The 14,998-nt window shown below is 71.8% G+C and carries 14 protein-coding genes, 1 tRNA gene and 1 pseudogene; 4 read left to right on the top strand and 12 right to left on the bottom strand.

The window, feature by feature from the left end; translation table 11 throughout:
• A pseudogene (locus E1J50_RS22610) lies at window positions 1-973 on the bottom strand (PAS domain-containing protein); the annotation flags it as partial.
• Window positions 974-1,184: 211 nt separating this feature from the next.
• On the opposite strand from E1J50_RS22610, the gene E1J50_RS22605 reads away from it, so the two are divergent.
• Entirely contained in the window at window positions 1,185-1,673 is a 489-nt protein-coding gene (locus E1J50_RS22605) for a phasin (RefSeq protein ID WP_132256022.1), read from the top strand.
• A 158-nt stretch (window positions 1,674-1,831) separates the two neighbouring features.
• Window positions 1,832-2,155 (top strand): hypothetical protein, encoded by a 324-nt coding sequence (locus E1J50_RS22600; RefSeq protein WP_132256021.1) that lies wholly within the window; start codon window positions 1,832-1,834, stop codon window positions 2,153-2,155.
• Between the two features lie 103 nt (window positions 2,156-2,258).
• On the opposite strand, the gene E1J50_RS22595 is transcribed toward E1J50_RS22600, so the two are convergent.
• The 6 genes from E1J50_RS22595 to E1J50_RS22570 form a co-directional block, all read right to left on the bottom strand.
• A complete protein-coding gene (locus E1J50_RS22595) occupies window positions 2,259-2,942 on the bottom strand; it encodes a L,D-transpeptidase (RefSeq protein ID WP_132256020.1) in 684 nt (227 codons plus the stop codon).
• Between the two features lie 193 nt (window positions 2,943-3,135).
• Window positions 3,136-4,083 (bottom strand): transglutaminase family protein, encoded by a 948-nt coding sequence (locus E1J50_RS22590; RefSeq protein WP_132256019.1) that lies wholly within the window; start codon window positions 4,081-4,083, stop codon window positions 3,136-3,138.
• Window positions 4,084-4,198: 115 nt separating this feature from the next.
• Window positions 4,199-4,738, bottom strand: coding sequence for a response regulator (locus E1J50_RS22585; protein WP_132256024.1), 540 nt, complete (start codon window positions 4,736-4,738; stop codon window positions 4,199-4,201).
• 210 nt (window positions 4,739-4,948) lie between these two features.
• Window positions 4,949-6,100 carry a transglycosylase SLT domain-containing protein gene (locus E1J50_RS22580; protein ID WP_132256018.1) on the bottom strand — a complete coding sequence of 384 codons (1,152 nt, stop codon included), beginning with the start codon at window positions 6,098-6,100 and terminating at the stop codon, window positions 4,949-4,951.
• A 141-nt stretch (window positions 6,101-6,241) separates the two neighbouring features.
• Window positions 6,242-7,594: a sigma-54-dependent transcriptional regulator gene (locus E1J50_RS22575; protein WP_425374959.1), complete on the bottom strand. Its 1,353-nt coding sequence runs from the start codon at window positions 7,592-7,594 to the stop codon at window positions 6,242-6,244.
• The gene (locus E1J50_RS22570; protein WP_132256017.1) at window positions 7,591-9,360 is read right to left on the bottom strand and encodes a sensor histidine kinase; all 1,770 of its coding nucleotides are present in this window, start codon (window positions 9,358-9,360) and stop codon (window positions 7,591-7,593) included. Before E1J50_RS22570 ends, E1J50_RS22575 begins: the two co-directional genes overlap by 4 nt.
• A 385-nt stretch (window positions 9,361-9,745) precedes the next feature.
• Here E1J50_RS22570 and E1J50_RS22565 point away from each other — a divergent pair, with 385 nt between their 5' ends.
• Window positions 9,746-11,086, top strand: coding sequence for a dicarboxylate/amino acid:cation symporter (locus E1J50_RS22565; protein ID WP_132256016.1), 1,341 nt, complete (start codon window positions 9,746-9,748; stop codon window positions 11,084-11,086).
• Window positions 11,087-11,152: 66 nt separating this feature from the next.
• Here the strand turns inward: E1J50_RS22565 and E1J50_RS27545 are convergent, their stop codons facing one another.
• From E1J50_RS27545 to E1J50_RS22550, 4 genes are all read right to left on the bottom strand, one after another.
• Complete coding sequence (locus tag E1J50_RS27545; protein ID WP_162560738.1) at window positions 11,153-11,317, bottom strand: hypothetical protein; 165 nt, start codon at window positions 11,315-11,317, stop codon at window positions 11,153-11,155.
• Between the two features lie 324 nt (window positions 11,318-11,641).
• Complete coding sequence (locus E1J50_RS22560) at window positions 11,642-11,824, bottom strand: hypothetical protein (protein WP_132256015.1); 183 nt, start codon at window positions 11,822-11,824, stop codon at window positions 11,642-11,644.
• Window positions 11,825-11,915: 91 nt separating this feature from the next.
• The gene (locus E1J50_RS22555; protein ID WP_132256014.1) at window positions 11,916-12,143 is read right to left on the bottom strand and encodes a hypothetical protein; all 228 of its coding nucleotides are present in this window, start codon (window positions 12,141-12,143) and stop codon (window positions 11,916-11,918) included.
• A 329-nt stretch (window positions 12,144-12,472) separates the two neighbouring features.
• A tRNA-His gene (locus E1J50_RS22550) sits at window positions 12,473-12,549 on the bottom strand.
• Window positions 12,550-12,755: 206 nt separating this feature from the next.
• On the opposite strand from E1J50_RS22550, the gene E1J50_RS22545 reads away from it, so the two are divergent.
• Window positions 12,756-14,600, top strand: coding sequence for a chloride channel protein (locus E1J50_RS22545; protein ID WP_132256013.1), 1,845 nt, complete (start codon window positions 12,756-12,758; stop codon window positions 14,598-14,600).
• 7 nt (window positions 14,601-14,607) lie between these two features.
• On the opposite strand, the gene E1J50_RS22540 is transcribed toward E1J50_RS22545, so the two are convergent.
• Window positions 14,608-14,998 (bottom strand): transketolase C-terminal domain-containing protein (locus E1J50_RS22540; RefSeq protein ID WP_281024589.1); only part of this gene is annotated, 391 nt, incomplete at its 5' end.

The following is a 14,998-nucleotide window of genomic DNA, read 5'->3' as shown; positions in this document are numbered from 1 at the left end:
CCGACAGGAGGGTCGCATCGCCGAGGGCGGGAACATCCGCCGCGGGAGCCGGCCCGCCCTCGTCCGCTCCGAGGGAGACCGGGATCGCGCCCGCCTCGGCCCGGCCGGACGCGGGCTCCGGGTCCGCTTGCGCAGGGGATCCTGCCGCCGCCCGCACGAGGCCGAAGCCGCCGTATCCGGTGAAAGGGTGCCCGTTGCGGCCGAGGGGCGCCCCGGAGATCTCGACGTTGATCGACTCGACCGCCTCCCCGAGCGCGATCCCGGCGGGAACGCCGCGAAAGGTGCGCCGCTCCGCGAGCGCGGCGAGGAGCGGTTCGCCCTCGCGCAGGACGCCGTCCCGCGCCAGGGCGGACCAGGATCGCCCGAGGAGGAGTGGCGCGAGGGCCGCCTCCGGGCCACCCGAGACCTGCGTGATCAGATCGGAACCGTCGCTGCGCCAGACGAAGCGGTCGCCCGGCCGCGGCCGCGCGGCAGGCTCCGCCGGGCGGCTGACCTCGTCGGGGGCGACGCTGACGGCTTCGGCCTCGGCCACGGGCAGCGGAACGTCCGGCCGGGGCTCTCGGCGGCGCGCGGCCGGGAGCGACTCCATCGGGACGAGGAGAAGCGCGGCCTCGCCGTTCGCGAGGCGGCCGCGCGCCAGGAGGCAGGGGACGGGCGGGGCGATCCCGCGGGGATCGAGGCGCAGGCGCACGAGGCGCGACCCCTCGGCGGGCAGCGCGGCCCGGCGGATCTGGCCGGGAAGGCCGAGGCGGGAGGCGGCGGCGCCCGCCGGATCGAACAGGCCGGCCGCCCAGGGCCGCGCCGGCGCCGACGCCTCGAGGAGATGCGCGCCCTCCGCGTCGAGGATCGCGAAGGCGCGACCCGGATCGGCCAGGAGGGCGGCGAGGCGCGGCTCCCGCGCCCAGGAATCCAGGGCGGGAGCGACCGGATCGTTCGCGAGGCTTTTGTCCGGTGCGGACCCGTCTTCGGTCATGCGGACCTGTCTGGCTCGAAAAATCTGCGTTACCGCGCTCAATTTCGTACGCTGAACTGCCCCGGGATGGTGGACACTTCAAGCGCGCGTCACACGTTTACCTCATGTCAACCTTAATGGTCCCGCTCCGCTCGCCGGGTGCCATGGGGACGCCAAAGGTGCTATTGTGCAGTGCACAATGCAGAATCACTGATTCGGAGAGGAGACGACCATGAGCAACACGCCCAATTACGAGGTGCCCACCGAGATGCGCGACTTCGCCGAGAAGAGCGTGGATCAGGCCCGCAAGGCCTTCGACAGCTTCATCGGCGCCGCGCGGCGCACAGCCGATACGGTGCAGGGCTCGACCGAGACCGCGCGCACCAACGCCAAGGACATCTCGTCCCGCGGCTTCGAGTTCGCCGAGCAGAACGTCAACGCGGCCTTCGATCTCGCCCAGAAGATCGTCCGCTCGCGCGACATCCAGGAGGCGATGCAGCATCAGGCCGAGTTCGTCCGCAGCCAGTTCGCCGCGATCCAGGCGCAGGCCAAGGAGTTCGGCGGCCTCGCCCAGAGCGCGATGCAGGAGAGCGCCGAGAAGGCCAAGGCCGCGATGCAGGAGGGCGCCGACCATGCCCGCCGGGCCATGGAGCAGGGCGCCGAGGCTGCCCAGCAGACCTCGCGGGATGCCGAGGCCGCCACCCGCAAGGCGACGTCCTGACATAGCCGCCGCGCGGGCGAGCGGCCCGCGCCACGCGTCCTCGACGGCCCGTCCCGCCCCGCGGGGCGGGCCGTCTCGCTTTTGCCCGCATTGCGGGGGAGGGGGCATCACGCCGCCTCAGCGGGGCCGGCCCATCCGGAGAGAAGGACAGAACCGCCATGCGACCCGCCCAACGCCTCGGCCTCGCCGCCGGCCTGATCGCCGGCCTCCTCGGAGCGCAAATCGCCGAGGCCCAGTATGACGACGGCTACGGCCCGCCGCCGCCCCGGCGTCCCTACCGCGAGGAGCGCCTGTCCGGCCCCGGCCCGCGCGGCGGCCCCGTGGGCTACAATTGCGACGCGATCCAGCAGGGCTTGAGCGGCCCGCAGCCCTATTCCTGCCCGCTCCCGGGCCCGCGGCCGCTCGGCGCGCGCTGCTTCTGCGACATGCCGATCGCCTCGTTCAGCACGCCGCAGACAGCCGTCGGCCGCGTCGCACCCTGAGACAGAGGGTCGAAGACGCGAAAAGGCCGCGCCATCAACGGGATGGCGCGGCCTTCTCAAGTCTCGTGCGAGCAGCGTCCTGAGAGGCCGTCGTCTCGGATCCTTAATTCAGGACAACGACTTTCGCGCCGACCTTCACGCGATCGTAGAGGTCCGTGACGTCCTCGTTCGTCATGCGGATGCAACCCGAGGACACCGCCTGGCCGATCGTGTCCGGCTCGTTCGAGCCGTGGATGCGGTACTCGGTGTTGCCGATGTACATGGCGCGGGCGCCGAGCGGGTTCTCGATGCCGCCGGCCATGTAGCGCGGAAGGTCGGGACGGCGGGCCAGCATCGCGGCGGGGGGCGTCCAGGACGGCCACTCGCGCTTGGCGGTGATCGTCTTCGTGCCCGACCACGTGAAGCCCGGACGGCCGACGCCGACGCCGTAGCGGATCGCCTCGCCGTTCGGCATCACGAGGTAGAGCCGGCGCTCGCTCGTGGAGACGACGATGGTGCCGGGCTTGTAGGCGCCGCTGAAGGCGACGATCTCGCGCGGGATCGGCTGCACCTGCGCCTGCGGCGCGGCCTGCACGCCCTGCCCGTAACCAGGCTGCCCGTAGGCGTAGCCGGGCTGGGCCTGCTGCGCCGGCTGGCGCCGGTAGCCGCCGAACACGTCGGACTGCTCGGCGTAGTAATCGTCCGCGTCGCTCCCGTAGGGATCGTACGAGGAAAACGCCGCGGCCGGGCCGGTGGCAAGAACACAGACGCCGAGGAGTCCCGCGAAAGCGCTGGCGAGGGTCTTCATGGTGGAGCCTACCTGTGCAGTAACCTTTGCTATACAAGCGCAAGCGTTGCCGTGGGTTCCAACCAGCGGTGAAGATTTTGTACCCAAGGCGCGGTCTTAATCCTCGCGGCGCCTTTTTCTGGCGTGACCTGTGCGGTGGCGCACCCCGAAGGGTGTAGGCCCCTACCCCTTCGGTAGGGGCGGCGCGGGGCGTTCACTCGGCCGGGCAGGGCAGGCGCGCGGCGAGATCCGACCCGGCTCCCGCATCCCTCTCTCCGGAGGGCAGGCCGTCGGACTCGGCCACATCGACCTCGACGCTCATGCCGAGATCGTCGTCCGCGCAGCCGAAATAGGTGCCGTGGAGCGGGATGGCCTGCCGCGGGTCGCGGGCCACGGCGACGCGGATGAGATCGCGGCCGCCGACGATGCCGTTCGTCGGGTCGAACTCGATCCAGCCGGCGCCGGGCAGGTAGACCTGCAGCCAGGCATGGGTCGAGCCGCCGCCGACATGCCCCTCCCAATTGCCGCGCGGCGTGTAGAGGTATCCGGAGACGAAGCGGGCGGCCATGCCGAGGGCGCGCACGCCTTCCATCATCAGGAGCGCGAAGTCGCGGCAGCTGCCGCGCCGCGTCCGCAGCGTCGTCACCGGGTCCTGCACGCCCTTCTCCGGGCGGGCGCTGTAGGTGAAGTCCCGGCGCACGCCGCGGGTCATCGCCGCGAGGAGGTCCTGCGTCGGCACGCGGCCCTCGGCCGGGATGAAGCTGCGGGCCCAGGCATCGATCTCGTGGTGCGGATCGGGGTAGTGGCGCTCGATGGAGCGGATCAGGTCGGGCATGTCCTCGGCGCCGTAGCCGAAGGGGTAATGCGTGGCATGCGGCGCCAGCGGGAAGACGGGCGCGTGCTCCGGCGCGTGCGCGAGCGTGATGCCGCAGGTGAAGCGCAGCGTCGCCGCCTCCTCCGCGAAAGTCGCCACCGCGACGCAATTGCCGAAGACGTCGAACATCCAGCGCAGGCTTCTCGGCTCCGGCTCGATGTCGAGGCTGACCTCGATCAGCCGCTGGTCGTAGCTGTCGCGGGGCCGGAACAGGATCCGATGCTCACCGAAGGCGACGGGGCGCCGGTAGCGGTAGGTCGTGACGTGGCGGACGGACAGGATCGGCAAAGCGTGACGGCTCCGCGCGGGCCGCGCGGCCCGCGCTTCTGCGATGCAAGAGGTGCGCCCAGGCCGAGCTTGCGTGCGGATCGCGACCGGCGGCCGTTCCCGCGGCGGCTCCGCTTCAAGTCACGGGCGGGGGCGGGGCGTTCGAGGCGCGCTCAGCCTCGACGAGGACGTCGAGGGGCCGCCAGGGCTTAGGGATGAAGACGGCGTGGTCGGGCACGTCGGGGCGGGAAACCGCCCGGCCGGAGGTGATGACGAGGCGCGCCCGCGGCCACAGGGTCGAGACGGCCCGGGCGAGTTGCAGCCCGTCCATCTCGCCCGCGAGGCGCACGTCGGCGAAGACGAGGGCCACCTCCCCGCCGCGAGCCTGCAGGACGGCGAGGGCGGCCTCCGCGCTGTCGCAGCCGACGACGCTGAGCTCGGTTTCCTCCAAGAGCGTCTCCGCGAGCGCCCGGATCTCCGGCTCATCCTCCACCACGAGCGCGAGGCGTGTGCCCCCGGCGCCGGGATGGGAGGAGGCGGCTTCGCGCTCCTGATCCGCGTCCGTTTCGGATTGGCGTACCCGGCGCACCAGAACGGCGAGGTGCTCCGGCACGCCCTCGGCGACCAGGGTGTCGTAGAAGGAGGCGAGGGTCTGGCCGATCTGATCGAGGGGGATCCCGGGCGTCAGGGTCTCGACGGGCCGCCGCGGACGGCTCCCGCTCACCGATGCCTGATGCTTCACTCTCGTCACGCCCGATCCCCCGCTCTGTTCGCCGCGGCTTTGCGCGGTCGCGCGGCCTCCCGTGGGGAAAGTCGGGAATCGGCCGCGAGTTGCGAAACAATACCGAATCGGCACCCGGACAGGGGCCGCCCGGTGCGCAACCGGTCACTCGGCGGCGGTGTCCGCGTAGGCCATGACGCCGGAGACGGCGCGGACATCGCGATAGCGCTCGCCGCGGCTGCTCATCATCGCCTCGAACTTCTCGTGCACCTGCGCCACCGAGAGGCTGACGGGCTTGCGGCGGCGGCCTGAGCCGGAGGCGAAGAAGATCGAGCGGTTCGCCCTGGCCGGGCCCGGCAGGAGCTTGGCGGCCGCAGCCTTCGGCTTGTCGACGACGTTGGCCAGGAACTCCTCGGCATCGTCCGGGCCGAGGAAGTGGGCGAGGTACACTTCGCCCAGCGAGAGTTCGCGGCCGATCCGCAGGCTGATGCGGGCGGCGTCGCGCTTCAGCATTTCGCCGGCCATGAGGGCGGAGAGATAGGGGTCGCGGCGCAGTTCGAGGATGCGGGCGCGCTCGGCCGGGTCGGCCACGGAGGGCCGGTCGTTGCCGTCCTGAACGACGAGGCCGGCTTCCTGGGAGAGACCGTACTTGGCGCCGAAATCGCGGACCACGCCGAGCCAGGTGCGCTCGATGAACTGGTAGAGGCCGGTGGCCGAGGAGGTCTTGGCCTGGACCGCCGTGATGAAGCTCGATTCCTTGTCGGCGACCGCCATCAGCAGCACCGGGTCCGTCTGAACGGATTGGGCCGCGCGCACGATCTTCTGGACAAGGTGGCGGCGGATCTTCATGGGCCCGAATTCGAGGATGTCGTTCGGGTCGCCGACGGCGCTCTCGGAGAGCAGGTAATCGTAGGAGACGCGGTCGACCGCGTTCGAGCCGAGTTCGGTGTCGAGATCGTGGACGGGGGCGAAAGCGGCGGACGCGGTGAGCACGGTCGGCGGCGGATCAAGGATCGGCACCGCGCTCGTCTGGACGCGGGGGCGCGGCATCACGAGTTCGGTCGCGGCCTGGGCCGAGGGCAGGGCCTGCTGCAGGCCGATCTTGGCCAGCTCCGTGCCCGAACCGAACAGCACCGCCGAGATGCCGCCCGCAAAGAGTGCGACGGTGAGGACGGAGCGGGTGAGGGCGGGGCGGCTGCCGTGGTCGCGGGCGACCTGCGGGCTCAGGGTGAGGGCATCGGATGGGGCGGCGGGGCCCGTGCCGAAACGGGGCTTCGGGGAGGTGGTTCGTGGCGATCCGACCGTGCGACCCCGCATCTGTGCGACTCAGTCCCTCTGCAACGCGCCGTTAACGACGCCCGTTAAGAGGATCTATGTTGACAGATGTGGCGACAACACGGCCGAGGTTGTGGCGGCGGCGTGGCGGTTGTGGGCAACATCCGGGCACGGCCTCGCCCCTCACCGGTAATCGGTCGGCGTCAGACCGTGCCGGGCGATCTTGTCGTAGAGGGTCTTTCGCGGCGTTCCGAGGTGCTCGGCCGCGACGCGCACGTCGCCGCCGGCCATGATCAGCTCGTCGCGGATCAGGTCGCGCTCGAAGCGGTCGACCTGCTCGGCCAGCGTCCGCCCCGCGACACTGTCCGCCGCGGCCTCCGGCGTTCCGGCAAAGCCCAGCGCGCACCGCTCCGCGTAGTGGCCGAGCTCGCGCACGTTGCCCGGCCAGGAATGGCCGAGGAGATGCTCGCGGATCGCCGCGTTGAGCGCGGGCGGCTCCCGGTTGAACCGGGCGGCGGCCCGGCCGAGGAAGTGCTGGAACAGGAGCAGGACATCCTCCCGCCGGTCGCGCAGCGGCGGGATCGCGATCGTGATGACGTTGAGGCGGTGGAACAGGTCGTCGCGGAAGGTTCCCTGCGCTGCCGCCTGACCGAGATCGACCTTGGTCGCGGCCACGACCCGCATGTCGACGGGCCGGATCTCATTGGTGCCGAGCGGCTCGACCGTGCGCTCCTGCAGGACGCGCAGGAGCTTGACCTGGAGATTGAGCGGCATGCTCTCGATCTCGTCGAGGAAGAGCGTGCCCCCGTGCGCGTGCTCGATGCGGCCGACGCGGCGCTTGAGGGCGCCGGTGAAGGCTCCGGCCTCGTGGCCGAAGAGCTCGCTCTCGACCACCGTGTCGGGCAGCGCGCCGCAATTCATGGCCACGAAGTTCTTCGGCGCACGCCGGCTCCAGCGGTGGAGCGCGCTCGCCACCACCTCCTTGCCGGACCCGGTCTCGCCGAGCACCAGCACGTCGACGTCGGCCCCGGCCACGTCGCGCACGAGGCGGCGCAGGCGCACCATCTCGGGCGAGACGCCGAGGAAAGCGGGGTCGGCCTCCACCGCCTCCTCCAGCCGCGCCCGCAGGCGGCGGTTCTCCAGCGTCAGGCGACGGCGGTCGAGGGCGCGGCGGACGGAGGCGATCAGCGCCTCGGCCGGGTAGGGCTTGGCGAGGAAGTCGTAGGCGCCCTCGCGCATGGCGCCGACCGCCATCGAGATGTCGCCGTGGCCGGTGATCAGGATCACGGGCAGATCCGGGTCGGCGGCACGGATGCGCTCGAAGAGGCCGCGCCCGTCGAGCCCGGGCAGGCGCACGTCGCTGACGACGACGCCCGGCGGGTCGGACAGGATCGCCGAGAGCGCGGGCTCGGCGGCGTCGAACAGCTCGACCACGAAGCCGTCGAGTTCGAGGCTCTGGCGGTTCGCCCGGCGCACGTCCGCCTCGTCGTCGACGAAGACGATCCGCTCCGACCGGTCAGGGATCGTCTCGCTCACGCAGCGCTCTCCGCCGCCTGCGCCGCCGCGCGGGCGAGTTCCATCCGGAAGATGGTGCCGGCCGGCTCGTTGCCGCGCACCGTCAGGGTGCCGCCGCAATCCTCCACGATCCCGCGGGCGATGGCGAGGCCGAGGCCGAGGCCGTCGGACTTCGTCGTGAAGAAGGCGTCGAACACCTGCGCGCGCTGCGCCTCCGGGATCCCGGAGCCGTTGTCCGCCACCTCGACCGCGACGCGGGTTCCCTCCGCGAGAATCGCGAGGCCGACGCGGGGCTCCGGCCCCCCCGCGACGGCATCGAGGGCGTTCTGCAGGAGGTTGACCAAGACCTGCTCCAGGCGCGGCCCGTCGCCGAGCACGGCGAGGTCGGCGGGGGGGCTCTCGACCGCGAGCGCGATGCCAGCGGCCGTCGCGCGGCCCTCCACCAGTTCGAGGCTGTTGCGGACGATCTCGGCGAGCAGCACCGGCTCGCGGCGCCCGGAGGCGCGGCGGGCGAAGCCCTTGAGCTGGCGCGTGAGCGCCCCGATCCGGTCGGTCAGGCGGCCGATGGCGCCGACATTCTCGGCGGCGTCCTCGACGCGCCCCCGGCGAACGAGGATCGCGGTGTTGTCGGCGTAGGAGCGGATCGCGGCGAGCGGCTGGTTGATCTCGTGGGCCATGCTCGCCGCGAACTGGCCGAGGGCGGCAAGCCGCCCGGCCTGGGCGAGCTCGCGGCCCAGGCGCTCGCGCTCGGCCTCCGCGCGCGCCCGCTCCTCGGCCTCGGCGCGCAACCGGCGGTTCGCTTCGCTCAAGGCATGCGTGCGCTCGGCGACCCGCGCCTCCAGGTCCTCGCGCCGGGCCGCCGCCTCGCGCAGGCGCGCCCGCGTCCGCTCGCGCCGTCCGAGCACCATGGCGAGGCCGAGCGCGGCGAGGCCGGTGGCGAGCAGCGCGATCACCGCCCCCTGGAGCCGCTCGCGCTCAACCGCGGGTCCGACGGGGGTGAGCGCGTAGAGCCGCCATTCGGTGTCCGGAACGGCCGCGTCGTGCAGGAGGGCGCGCCACGCCGGCTGCCCGGTGCCGCCGACGCGCACGAGATCCGCCTCTCCCGCGACGGGATGAAGGGGCAGGGGATCGAGGGGCGCGCCGCCGAATTCCAGGCTCTCGCGGATCCGCGCCCGCTCGTCGGGCGGAACCGGCCGCAGCGCCCGGAAGCGCCACGCCGGCTCGCTCGCGACGAGCACGATGCCGCGCCCGTCCGCAACGAAGAGGCTCTCCCCGGCCTCGCGCCAGCCGGCCTCGACCGCGTCGAACTCGATCTTGACGACCACGACCCCGCTGGCGTCGGCGAGGCGCCGCGCGAGGTAGAAGCCGGGGCGCCCGCTCACGGTCCCGAGGGCGAACTGCGATCCGGCGCCCTCCGCCATGGCGCGGCGGAAATAGGGGCGGAAGGCGTAGCTCTGCCCGATGAAGCTGCGCGCGGCGCCCGCATTGCTCGCCGCCACGGTCTCGCCATCCGCCCGCACCGCGTAGATCACGGCGGCCCCCGTCGCCGCCGCGATCTCGGCGAGGCGCGCGTTGACGCGGGCGAGGAGGGCGGGGTCCGCCTCCGGCCGCAGGATCGCGGCGATCTCCGGATCGGCCGCCAGCGCCCGGGGCAGGGCGGTCTGGCGCTGCATCTCCGCCCGCAGCGCGCCGACCTGCAGCGCCAGGCTCGATTGCGCTGCCCGCCCGAGATCGGCGAGCGCCGAGCGCTCGGCCGCGCGCCCGCCCGCCCAGGCCGCGGCGATCATGGCGGCGAGCGCCGCGAGCCAGAGCCAGCGGCGGCGGAAGGATGATGCCGCCGGGCCGGCTCCGGATCGCGCGACTCCGGATCGCGCCCCTTCGGTCACGCTTGCCCGCCGAATGCGGATTTCCGGACAGGTTCGAGCATGCCCGTGCGGAAGCCCGCACGACGGGCCTCGCCACCACCCGGCACGTCCAGAAAAATCCTTCTCATCTCAAGCATTTAACGAAATCTTCACATCGCCGTCCGGCTGGCACGGGGGTTGCCATTCCCCCGGCGTATCGCAGCCCTGCCCCGTCGGCATGACTGCAAGCCCGAAGGCCAAAAGCAAGAGCGGACGCGTGCAGGCGAGCCGCTTCATCCCTGATCGTCAAACCGGAGGAGAACGCCCCATGGCCGCCGTGCCGTCACCGCTCACCGCGCCCCACGCCCCGCCCGCGCCGAAGCCGATCTACCGCACCCTGTATTTCCAGGTGCTGGTGGCCGTGGCGATCGGCATTCTGCTCGGGCATTTCTACCCGCAGCTCGGCTCCGAGATGAAGCCGCTCGGCGACGCCTTCATCAAGCTCGTCAAGATGATCATCGCGCCGGTGATCTTCCTCACCGTGGTCTCCGGTATCGCCGGCATGACGAACCTCGAGAAGGTCGGCCGCGTCGGCGGCAAGGCGCTCATCTACTTCCTGACCTTCTCGACCCTGGCGCTGATCGTCGGCCTCATCGTGGCCAACGTCCTCCAGCCCGGCCACGGCCTGCACATCGACCCGAAATCGCTCGATCCGAAGGCGGTTGCCACCTACGCCGGCAAGGCGAAGGAGCAGAGCATCGTCGACTTCCTGATGAACATCATCCCGGCCACCGCGGTCGGCGCGTTCTCGGGCGGCGAGATCCTGCAGGTGCTGTTCTTCTCGGTGCTGTTCGGCTTCGGCCTCGCCTTCCTGGGCGATCGCGGCAAGCCGGTCCTCGACATCATCAAGGTGCTCTCCGAGGCGATCTTCGGCGTCGTCAACATCATCATGAAGGTCGCCCCGATCGGCGCCTTCGGCGCCATGGCCTTCACCATCGGCAAGTACGGCATCGCCTCTCTGGCGAACCTCGCCTACCTCGTCGGCGCCTTCTACCTGACCTCGGCGATCTTCGTGTTCGTCGTGCTCGGCGCGGTCGCCCGCTACAACGGCTTCTCGATCGTGCGGCTCGTCCGCTACATCAAGGAGGAGCTTCTCCTCGTCCTCGGCACCTCCTCGTCGGAATCGGCGCTGCCCTCGCTCATCGACAAGATGGAGCGGGCGGGCTGCTCGCGGCCCGTCGTCGGCCTCGTCGTGCCGACCGGCTACTCGTTCAACCTCGACGGCACCAACATCTACATGACGATGGCGGCGCTCTTCATCGCGCAGGCCACCGACACGCCGCTCTCGCTCGGCGAGCAGGCCCTGCTGCTCCTCGTGGCGATGCTCTCCTCGAAGGGCGCGGCCGGCGTCACGGGCTCGGGCTTCATCACCCTCGCCGCGACGCTCGCCGTGGTGCCCTCGGTGCCCGTGGTCGGCATGGCGCTGATCCTGGGCATCGACCGCTTCATGTCGGAGTGCCGCGCGCTCACGAACTTCATCGGCAACGCGGTCGCCTGCATCGTCGTCGCCCGGTGGGAGGGCGAGGTCGACGAGGCGCGCCTGCGCGAGGCGCTCGGCGGCAAGCCCCGCGCCGCCGTGCCGGCCCCGGCTCTTCAGCCGGCCGAGTAAACACCCGATCGGGTCCGGGGCCGCGCCCGCCGAAACCGGCGGGCGCGGCCTCGTCTCGTTCGGCGCTCAGGCGGCGAGGCCGCAGGCCCGGCGCAGGCGCGCGTCCGCCCGGGCGAGGAGCTTCGCCGAGAGGTCCGCGTCGCCGGCCGCGAGGGCACGGTCGGCCGCGGTCACGTCGCGCTTGGCGAGCCAGTAGAGGACGTGGTGACGGAGCGGGCTGAAGGGCCACACGCGGTCGGTCTCCCGTGGCTGGAGACCGGTGGACAGGCAAAAATCATGCTGCGCGGCCCGGTCCGCGCGCGAACGGACGTGGGGCAGGACGAATCCCGCCGCGCGCGCCCGACCCGTGGCTCAGAACCAGCCCAGCGAGATTCCGGCGAGCAGCAGCAGAACCACGGCGCCGCCCGCGATCGTGCCCTGCGCATCGTCGATCATCGGCTTGTGGATCGGCGTCCTCAATCTCATGGCGGCCTCCCGACTTCGGGGAAGTGTGCGCGCCGGGACCGAGGAAATCTCCATCAAAAGGCAGCGGGCCGTCGGGGCCGCGGCGCCTGCCTATTCCGAGGCCACGAAGATCGTGCCGAGGATGGCGAGGAGGAGCGAGCCGCCGGCGAGGAGTTCCTGCTCCTCCTCGGATATTCTTGGGATCCACCGGGTGTTCGCGACGCAGGCCGCGACCAGCGCCAGGGCGATCACGGCCACTCCCATCACATCCGTAAACTGAACCTCGGCGGGCATGAAGGCTCCCGGTTCGGTGCTTCCCGGGCCGAGCGTAACAGAGAGGCTGTCCGAAGACGAGACGGAGGCGGGGAGCGCGTCCGTCATCGCCTCACAGAAGGCGTGCGCCCGGCGTGCGGCGGCGCGCGAAAGCCTCGTCGTCATCGGCCGCGATGTGACCTGCGAGGACGCGCGCGGGCGTGGTGTAGACGATCCGGATCCGCTTCGGCATCGGCCCGCAGCCGATGCAGACCGCGTAATCCCACCGGCGCCAGATGCGCGAGTTGCGCGCGTCGGTCTCCCTCTGCCGGCTCTGTCCGAGTTCGATGGCGCGCTTCATCTCGGCGGCCTTCCGATCGCTGGCGAGATCCGACGGGGCCGGCTGGGAACGCGGTTGGGTTCTGTCCTGTGCGAGGGCAGGCATTGCCACTGTACAGAACAGGACGCCCGCAAGATGATGAACACGCATCGAGGCTCCTGAGATTTCAGTGAGCACTCCCCTCGTCCGGCCCGTTACGCGCGGACACTGGCGAAAGTTTCACGATCGGCGCGGCAGGATTGATTTTCCGGAGATCTCGCCCCGGATGGGCAGCCCCATCTGGAGCGGCGCAGCCAACGCAAAAGGGGTCGGCGATGCGCCAGCCCCTTCGCGTCCTTGCGGAAAATCGATGGTACCACCGCCCCGGCTCGAACGGGGGACCCCCAGATCCACAATCTGGTGCTCTAACCAACTGAGCTACGGCGGCACTGGCGCGGGGTGTATCGCGGGCGTGCGGGCTTTTCAAGCGCTGCGTGACGCGGATCCGGCGGCTGTGGATCGCGTCCGGCGCCGGCCTCGGTGACGGCGCAAGGGGCTGGCCGCGGCTCCAATCCGGAGCAAGGTTCGTTGGTGAACATGCCCTCGCCCGCGCGATCCGCGGGCGCCCACCCGCGAACGGACCTCGCGCCCGCAATGTCCACGCCCCGCGCGAAGCCGCACCGTCTCCCAGGAGGGCGAACGCTGATCCAGGCGCCGGGACGGCTGCGCGCCCTGGTGCGCGCGAGCGAGACCGGCCTGATCGGGCTCGCGGCGCTGACCGGCTGCATCGCGGGCGCCGTCGTCTCGGCGATGAACGTCGTCACCCAGAGCCTGCGCGAGCAGCTCTACGACCTGCCCGCGGGCTTGCGGCTCAGCGCGGCGGCCGAGGTCGATCCCCTCGCCCTCGTCCTCGGCCCGACCTTCGGCGGGGCGCTGCTCGGGCTCCTCATCTTCGCGGTGGGGCGCTGGCGCGGGGGGCGGAAGCGGCCGATGATCGATCCGATCGAGGCGAACGCGCTCCATGGCGGGCGGATGTCGCTGCGCGATTCCGTCTACGTCGCCCTGCAGAACGTCATCTCCAACGGCAGCGGCGCCTCGGTGGGGCTGGAGGCGGGCTACACGCAGATCTGCGCCGGCATCGCCTCGCGGCTCGGCCTCTCGTTCGAGATGCGCAGGGGCGACCTGCGCACGCTCGTCGGCTGCGGCTCGGCCGCGGCCATCGCCGCCGCCTTCGGGGCGCCCCTCACCGGCGCCTTCTACGCGTTCGAACTGATCATCGGCACGTACACGATCGCGACGCTGACGCCCGTCGTGGTCGCCGCCCTGTGCGGGAGCGTCGTGGCGCGCACGCTGCTGCCGGGCACGCCGCTGGTGGCCGTCTCGGGCATCGAGGCGATCGCGACGCAACCGCTGACTACCGCCGCAACCCTGCCGAGCCTCGCCCTCGGCCTCGTCTGCGCGAGCCTCGCCATCCTGATCATGCGCGGCGTCACGCTGGTCGAGCAGGGCGTGCGCGCCACGCGCCTGCCGCGCGTTGCCGGGCCGGCCGCCGGCGGCCTCTGCGTCGGGCTGCTCGCCCTCGCGATCAGCCCGCAGGTCCTGTCGGGCGGCCACGGGGCGCTGCACCTCCACCTCGCCGAGGCGCACGGCCCCGGCATCCCCGCGCTGGCGATCCTGTTCGCCGGCAAGGCAACCGCCACGGCGATCTCGATCGGCTCCGGGTTTCGCGGCGGCCTGTTCTTCGCCTCGCTGTTTCTCGGCGCCATCGCCGGCAAGCTCTTCGCCCTGATGGCGCCGGAGGTGGTGCCGGGCCTCGCGGCCTTCGGGCTGACCCCGCTCGCCTACGCCGTCATCGGCATGAGCGCGCTCGCCGTCGCGGTGATCGGCGGCCCGCTCACCATGACCTTCCTGGCGCTCGAACTGACGGGCAGCTTCCCGATCGCGGGGCTGGTGCTCGTCGCCGTCATCGCCTCCTCGCTGATGGTCCGGAAGACCTTCGGCTATTCCTTCGCCACCTGGCGCTTCCACCTGCGCGGGGAGAGCATCCGCAGCGCGCACGATGTCGGCTGGATCCGCTCGCTCACCGTCGGGCGGCTGATGCGCAAGGACGTCCGCCCCGTGCCCCTCGACACGCCGATGCCGAGCTTCCTGCGCGCGCACCCGCTCGGCTCGCCCTCGCGGGTCATCGTGGTGGACGGGGAGGGGCGCTACGCCGGCATCGTCAACGTGCCGGAGGCGCACGCGGCCGCGCGCGAGGCGGAGGGCGAGGAGCCGAAGCTCGCCGACGTGCTGCGCTACCCGAGCGACTTCCTCACGCCGGACCTCAACGCCAAGCAGGCCTCGGCCGCCTTCGACCGGTCGGAGAGCGAGGCGCTCGCCGTCGTGGACGGCGAGGCGAGCCGGCGGGTGCTCGGGCTGCTCACCGAGAGCCACACCCTCAAGCGCTACAGCGAGGAACTCGACCGGCAGCGCCTCGCCATGGTCGGCGAGGCGGTCTGAACGCGCTTCAGCGGGGACGGCGCCCGACGCTGACGACGTTGCCCTCCCGGACCTTACGCTCGGGGAGGGTGTCCTGGACGAGCTTGACGATGGAGGCGGCGTCGAGCCCGGCCTCCGCGTACATCCGATCCGGGCTGTCATGGTCCTGGTACAGGTCCGGCAGCGTCATCGTCCGGACCCGCACACGGCCCGTGTCCAGAACGCCCCGCTCCGCCAGCAGGTGCAGGACCATCGCCCCGAACCCGCCCACCGAGCCCTCCTCCAGCGTCACGACAAGCTCGTGCGTGCCCGCCAGATCCAGAAGAAGCGCCTCGTCCAGCGGCTTGGCAAAGCGCGCATCCGCAACGCTCACCCCGATCCCAGACCCCTCCAGAACGTCCGCCGCCTTCAGCGCCTCC

The sequence above is a fragment of the Methylobacterium segetis genome (genome assembly GCF_004348265.1).
Taxonomy (GTDB): Bacteria; Pseudomonadota; Alphaproteobacteria; order Rhizobiales; family Beijerinckiaceae; genus Methylobacterium; species Methylobacterium segetis.
Note: the sequence above shows the minus strand (reverse complement) of the source record. Positions and strands in the feature narration are given on the sequence as shown.

Excerpts from the sequence above, each read along its gene's own strand:
- E1J50_RS22605 (WP_132256022.1), top strand. The coding sequence starts at position 1,185 with ATGAGCAACACGCCCAATTACGAGGTGCCCACCGAGATGCGCGACTTC.
- E1J50_RS22600 (WP_132256021.1), top strand. The coding sequence starts at position 1,832 with ATGCGACCCGCCCAACGCCTCGGCCTCGCCGCCGGCCTGATCGCCGGC.
- E1J50_RS22595 (WP_132256020.1), bottom strand. The coding sequence starts at position 2,942 with ATGAAGACCCTCGCCAGCGCTTTCGCGGGACTCCTCGGCGTCTGTGTT.
- E1J50_RS22580 (WP_132256018.1), bottom strand. The coding sequence starts at position 6,100 with ATGCGGGGTCGCACGGTCGGATCGCCACGAACCACCTCCCCGAAGCCC.
- E1J50_RS22570 (WP_132256017.1), bottom strand. The coding sequence starts at position 9,360 with ATGATCGCCGCGGCCTGGGCGGGCGGGCGCGCGGCCGAGCGCTCGGCG.
- E1J50_RS22565 (WP_132256016.1), top strand. The coding sequence starts at position 9,746 with ATGGCCGCCGTGCCGTCACCGCTCACCGCGCCCCACGCCCCGCCCGCG.
- E1J50_RS22560 (WP_132256015.1), bottom strand. The coding sequence starts at position 11,824 with ATGCCCGCCGAGGTTCAGTTTACGGATGTGATGGGAGTGGCCGTGATC.
- E1J50_RS22555 (WP_132256014.1), bottom strand. The coding sequence starts at position 12,143 with ATGAAGCGCGCCATCGAACTCGGACAGAGCCGGCAGAGGGAGACCGAC.
- E1J50_RS22545 (WP_132256013.1), top strand. The coding sequence starts at position 12,756 with ATGTCCACGCCCCGCGCGAAGCCGCACCGTCTCCCAGGAGGGCGAACG.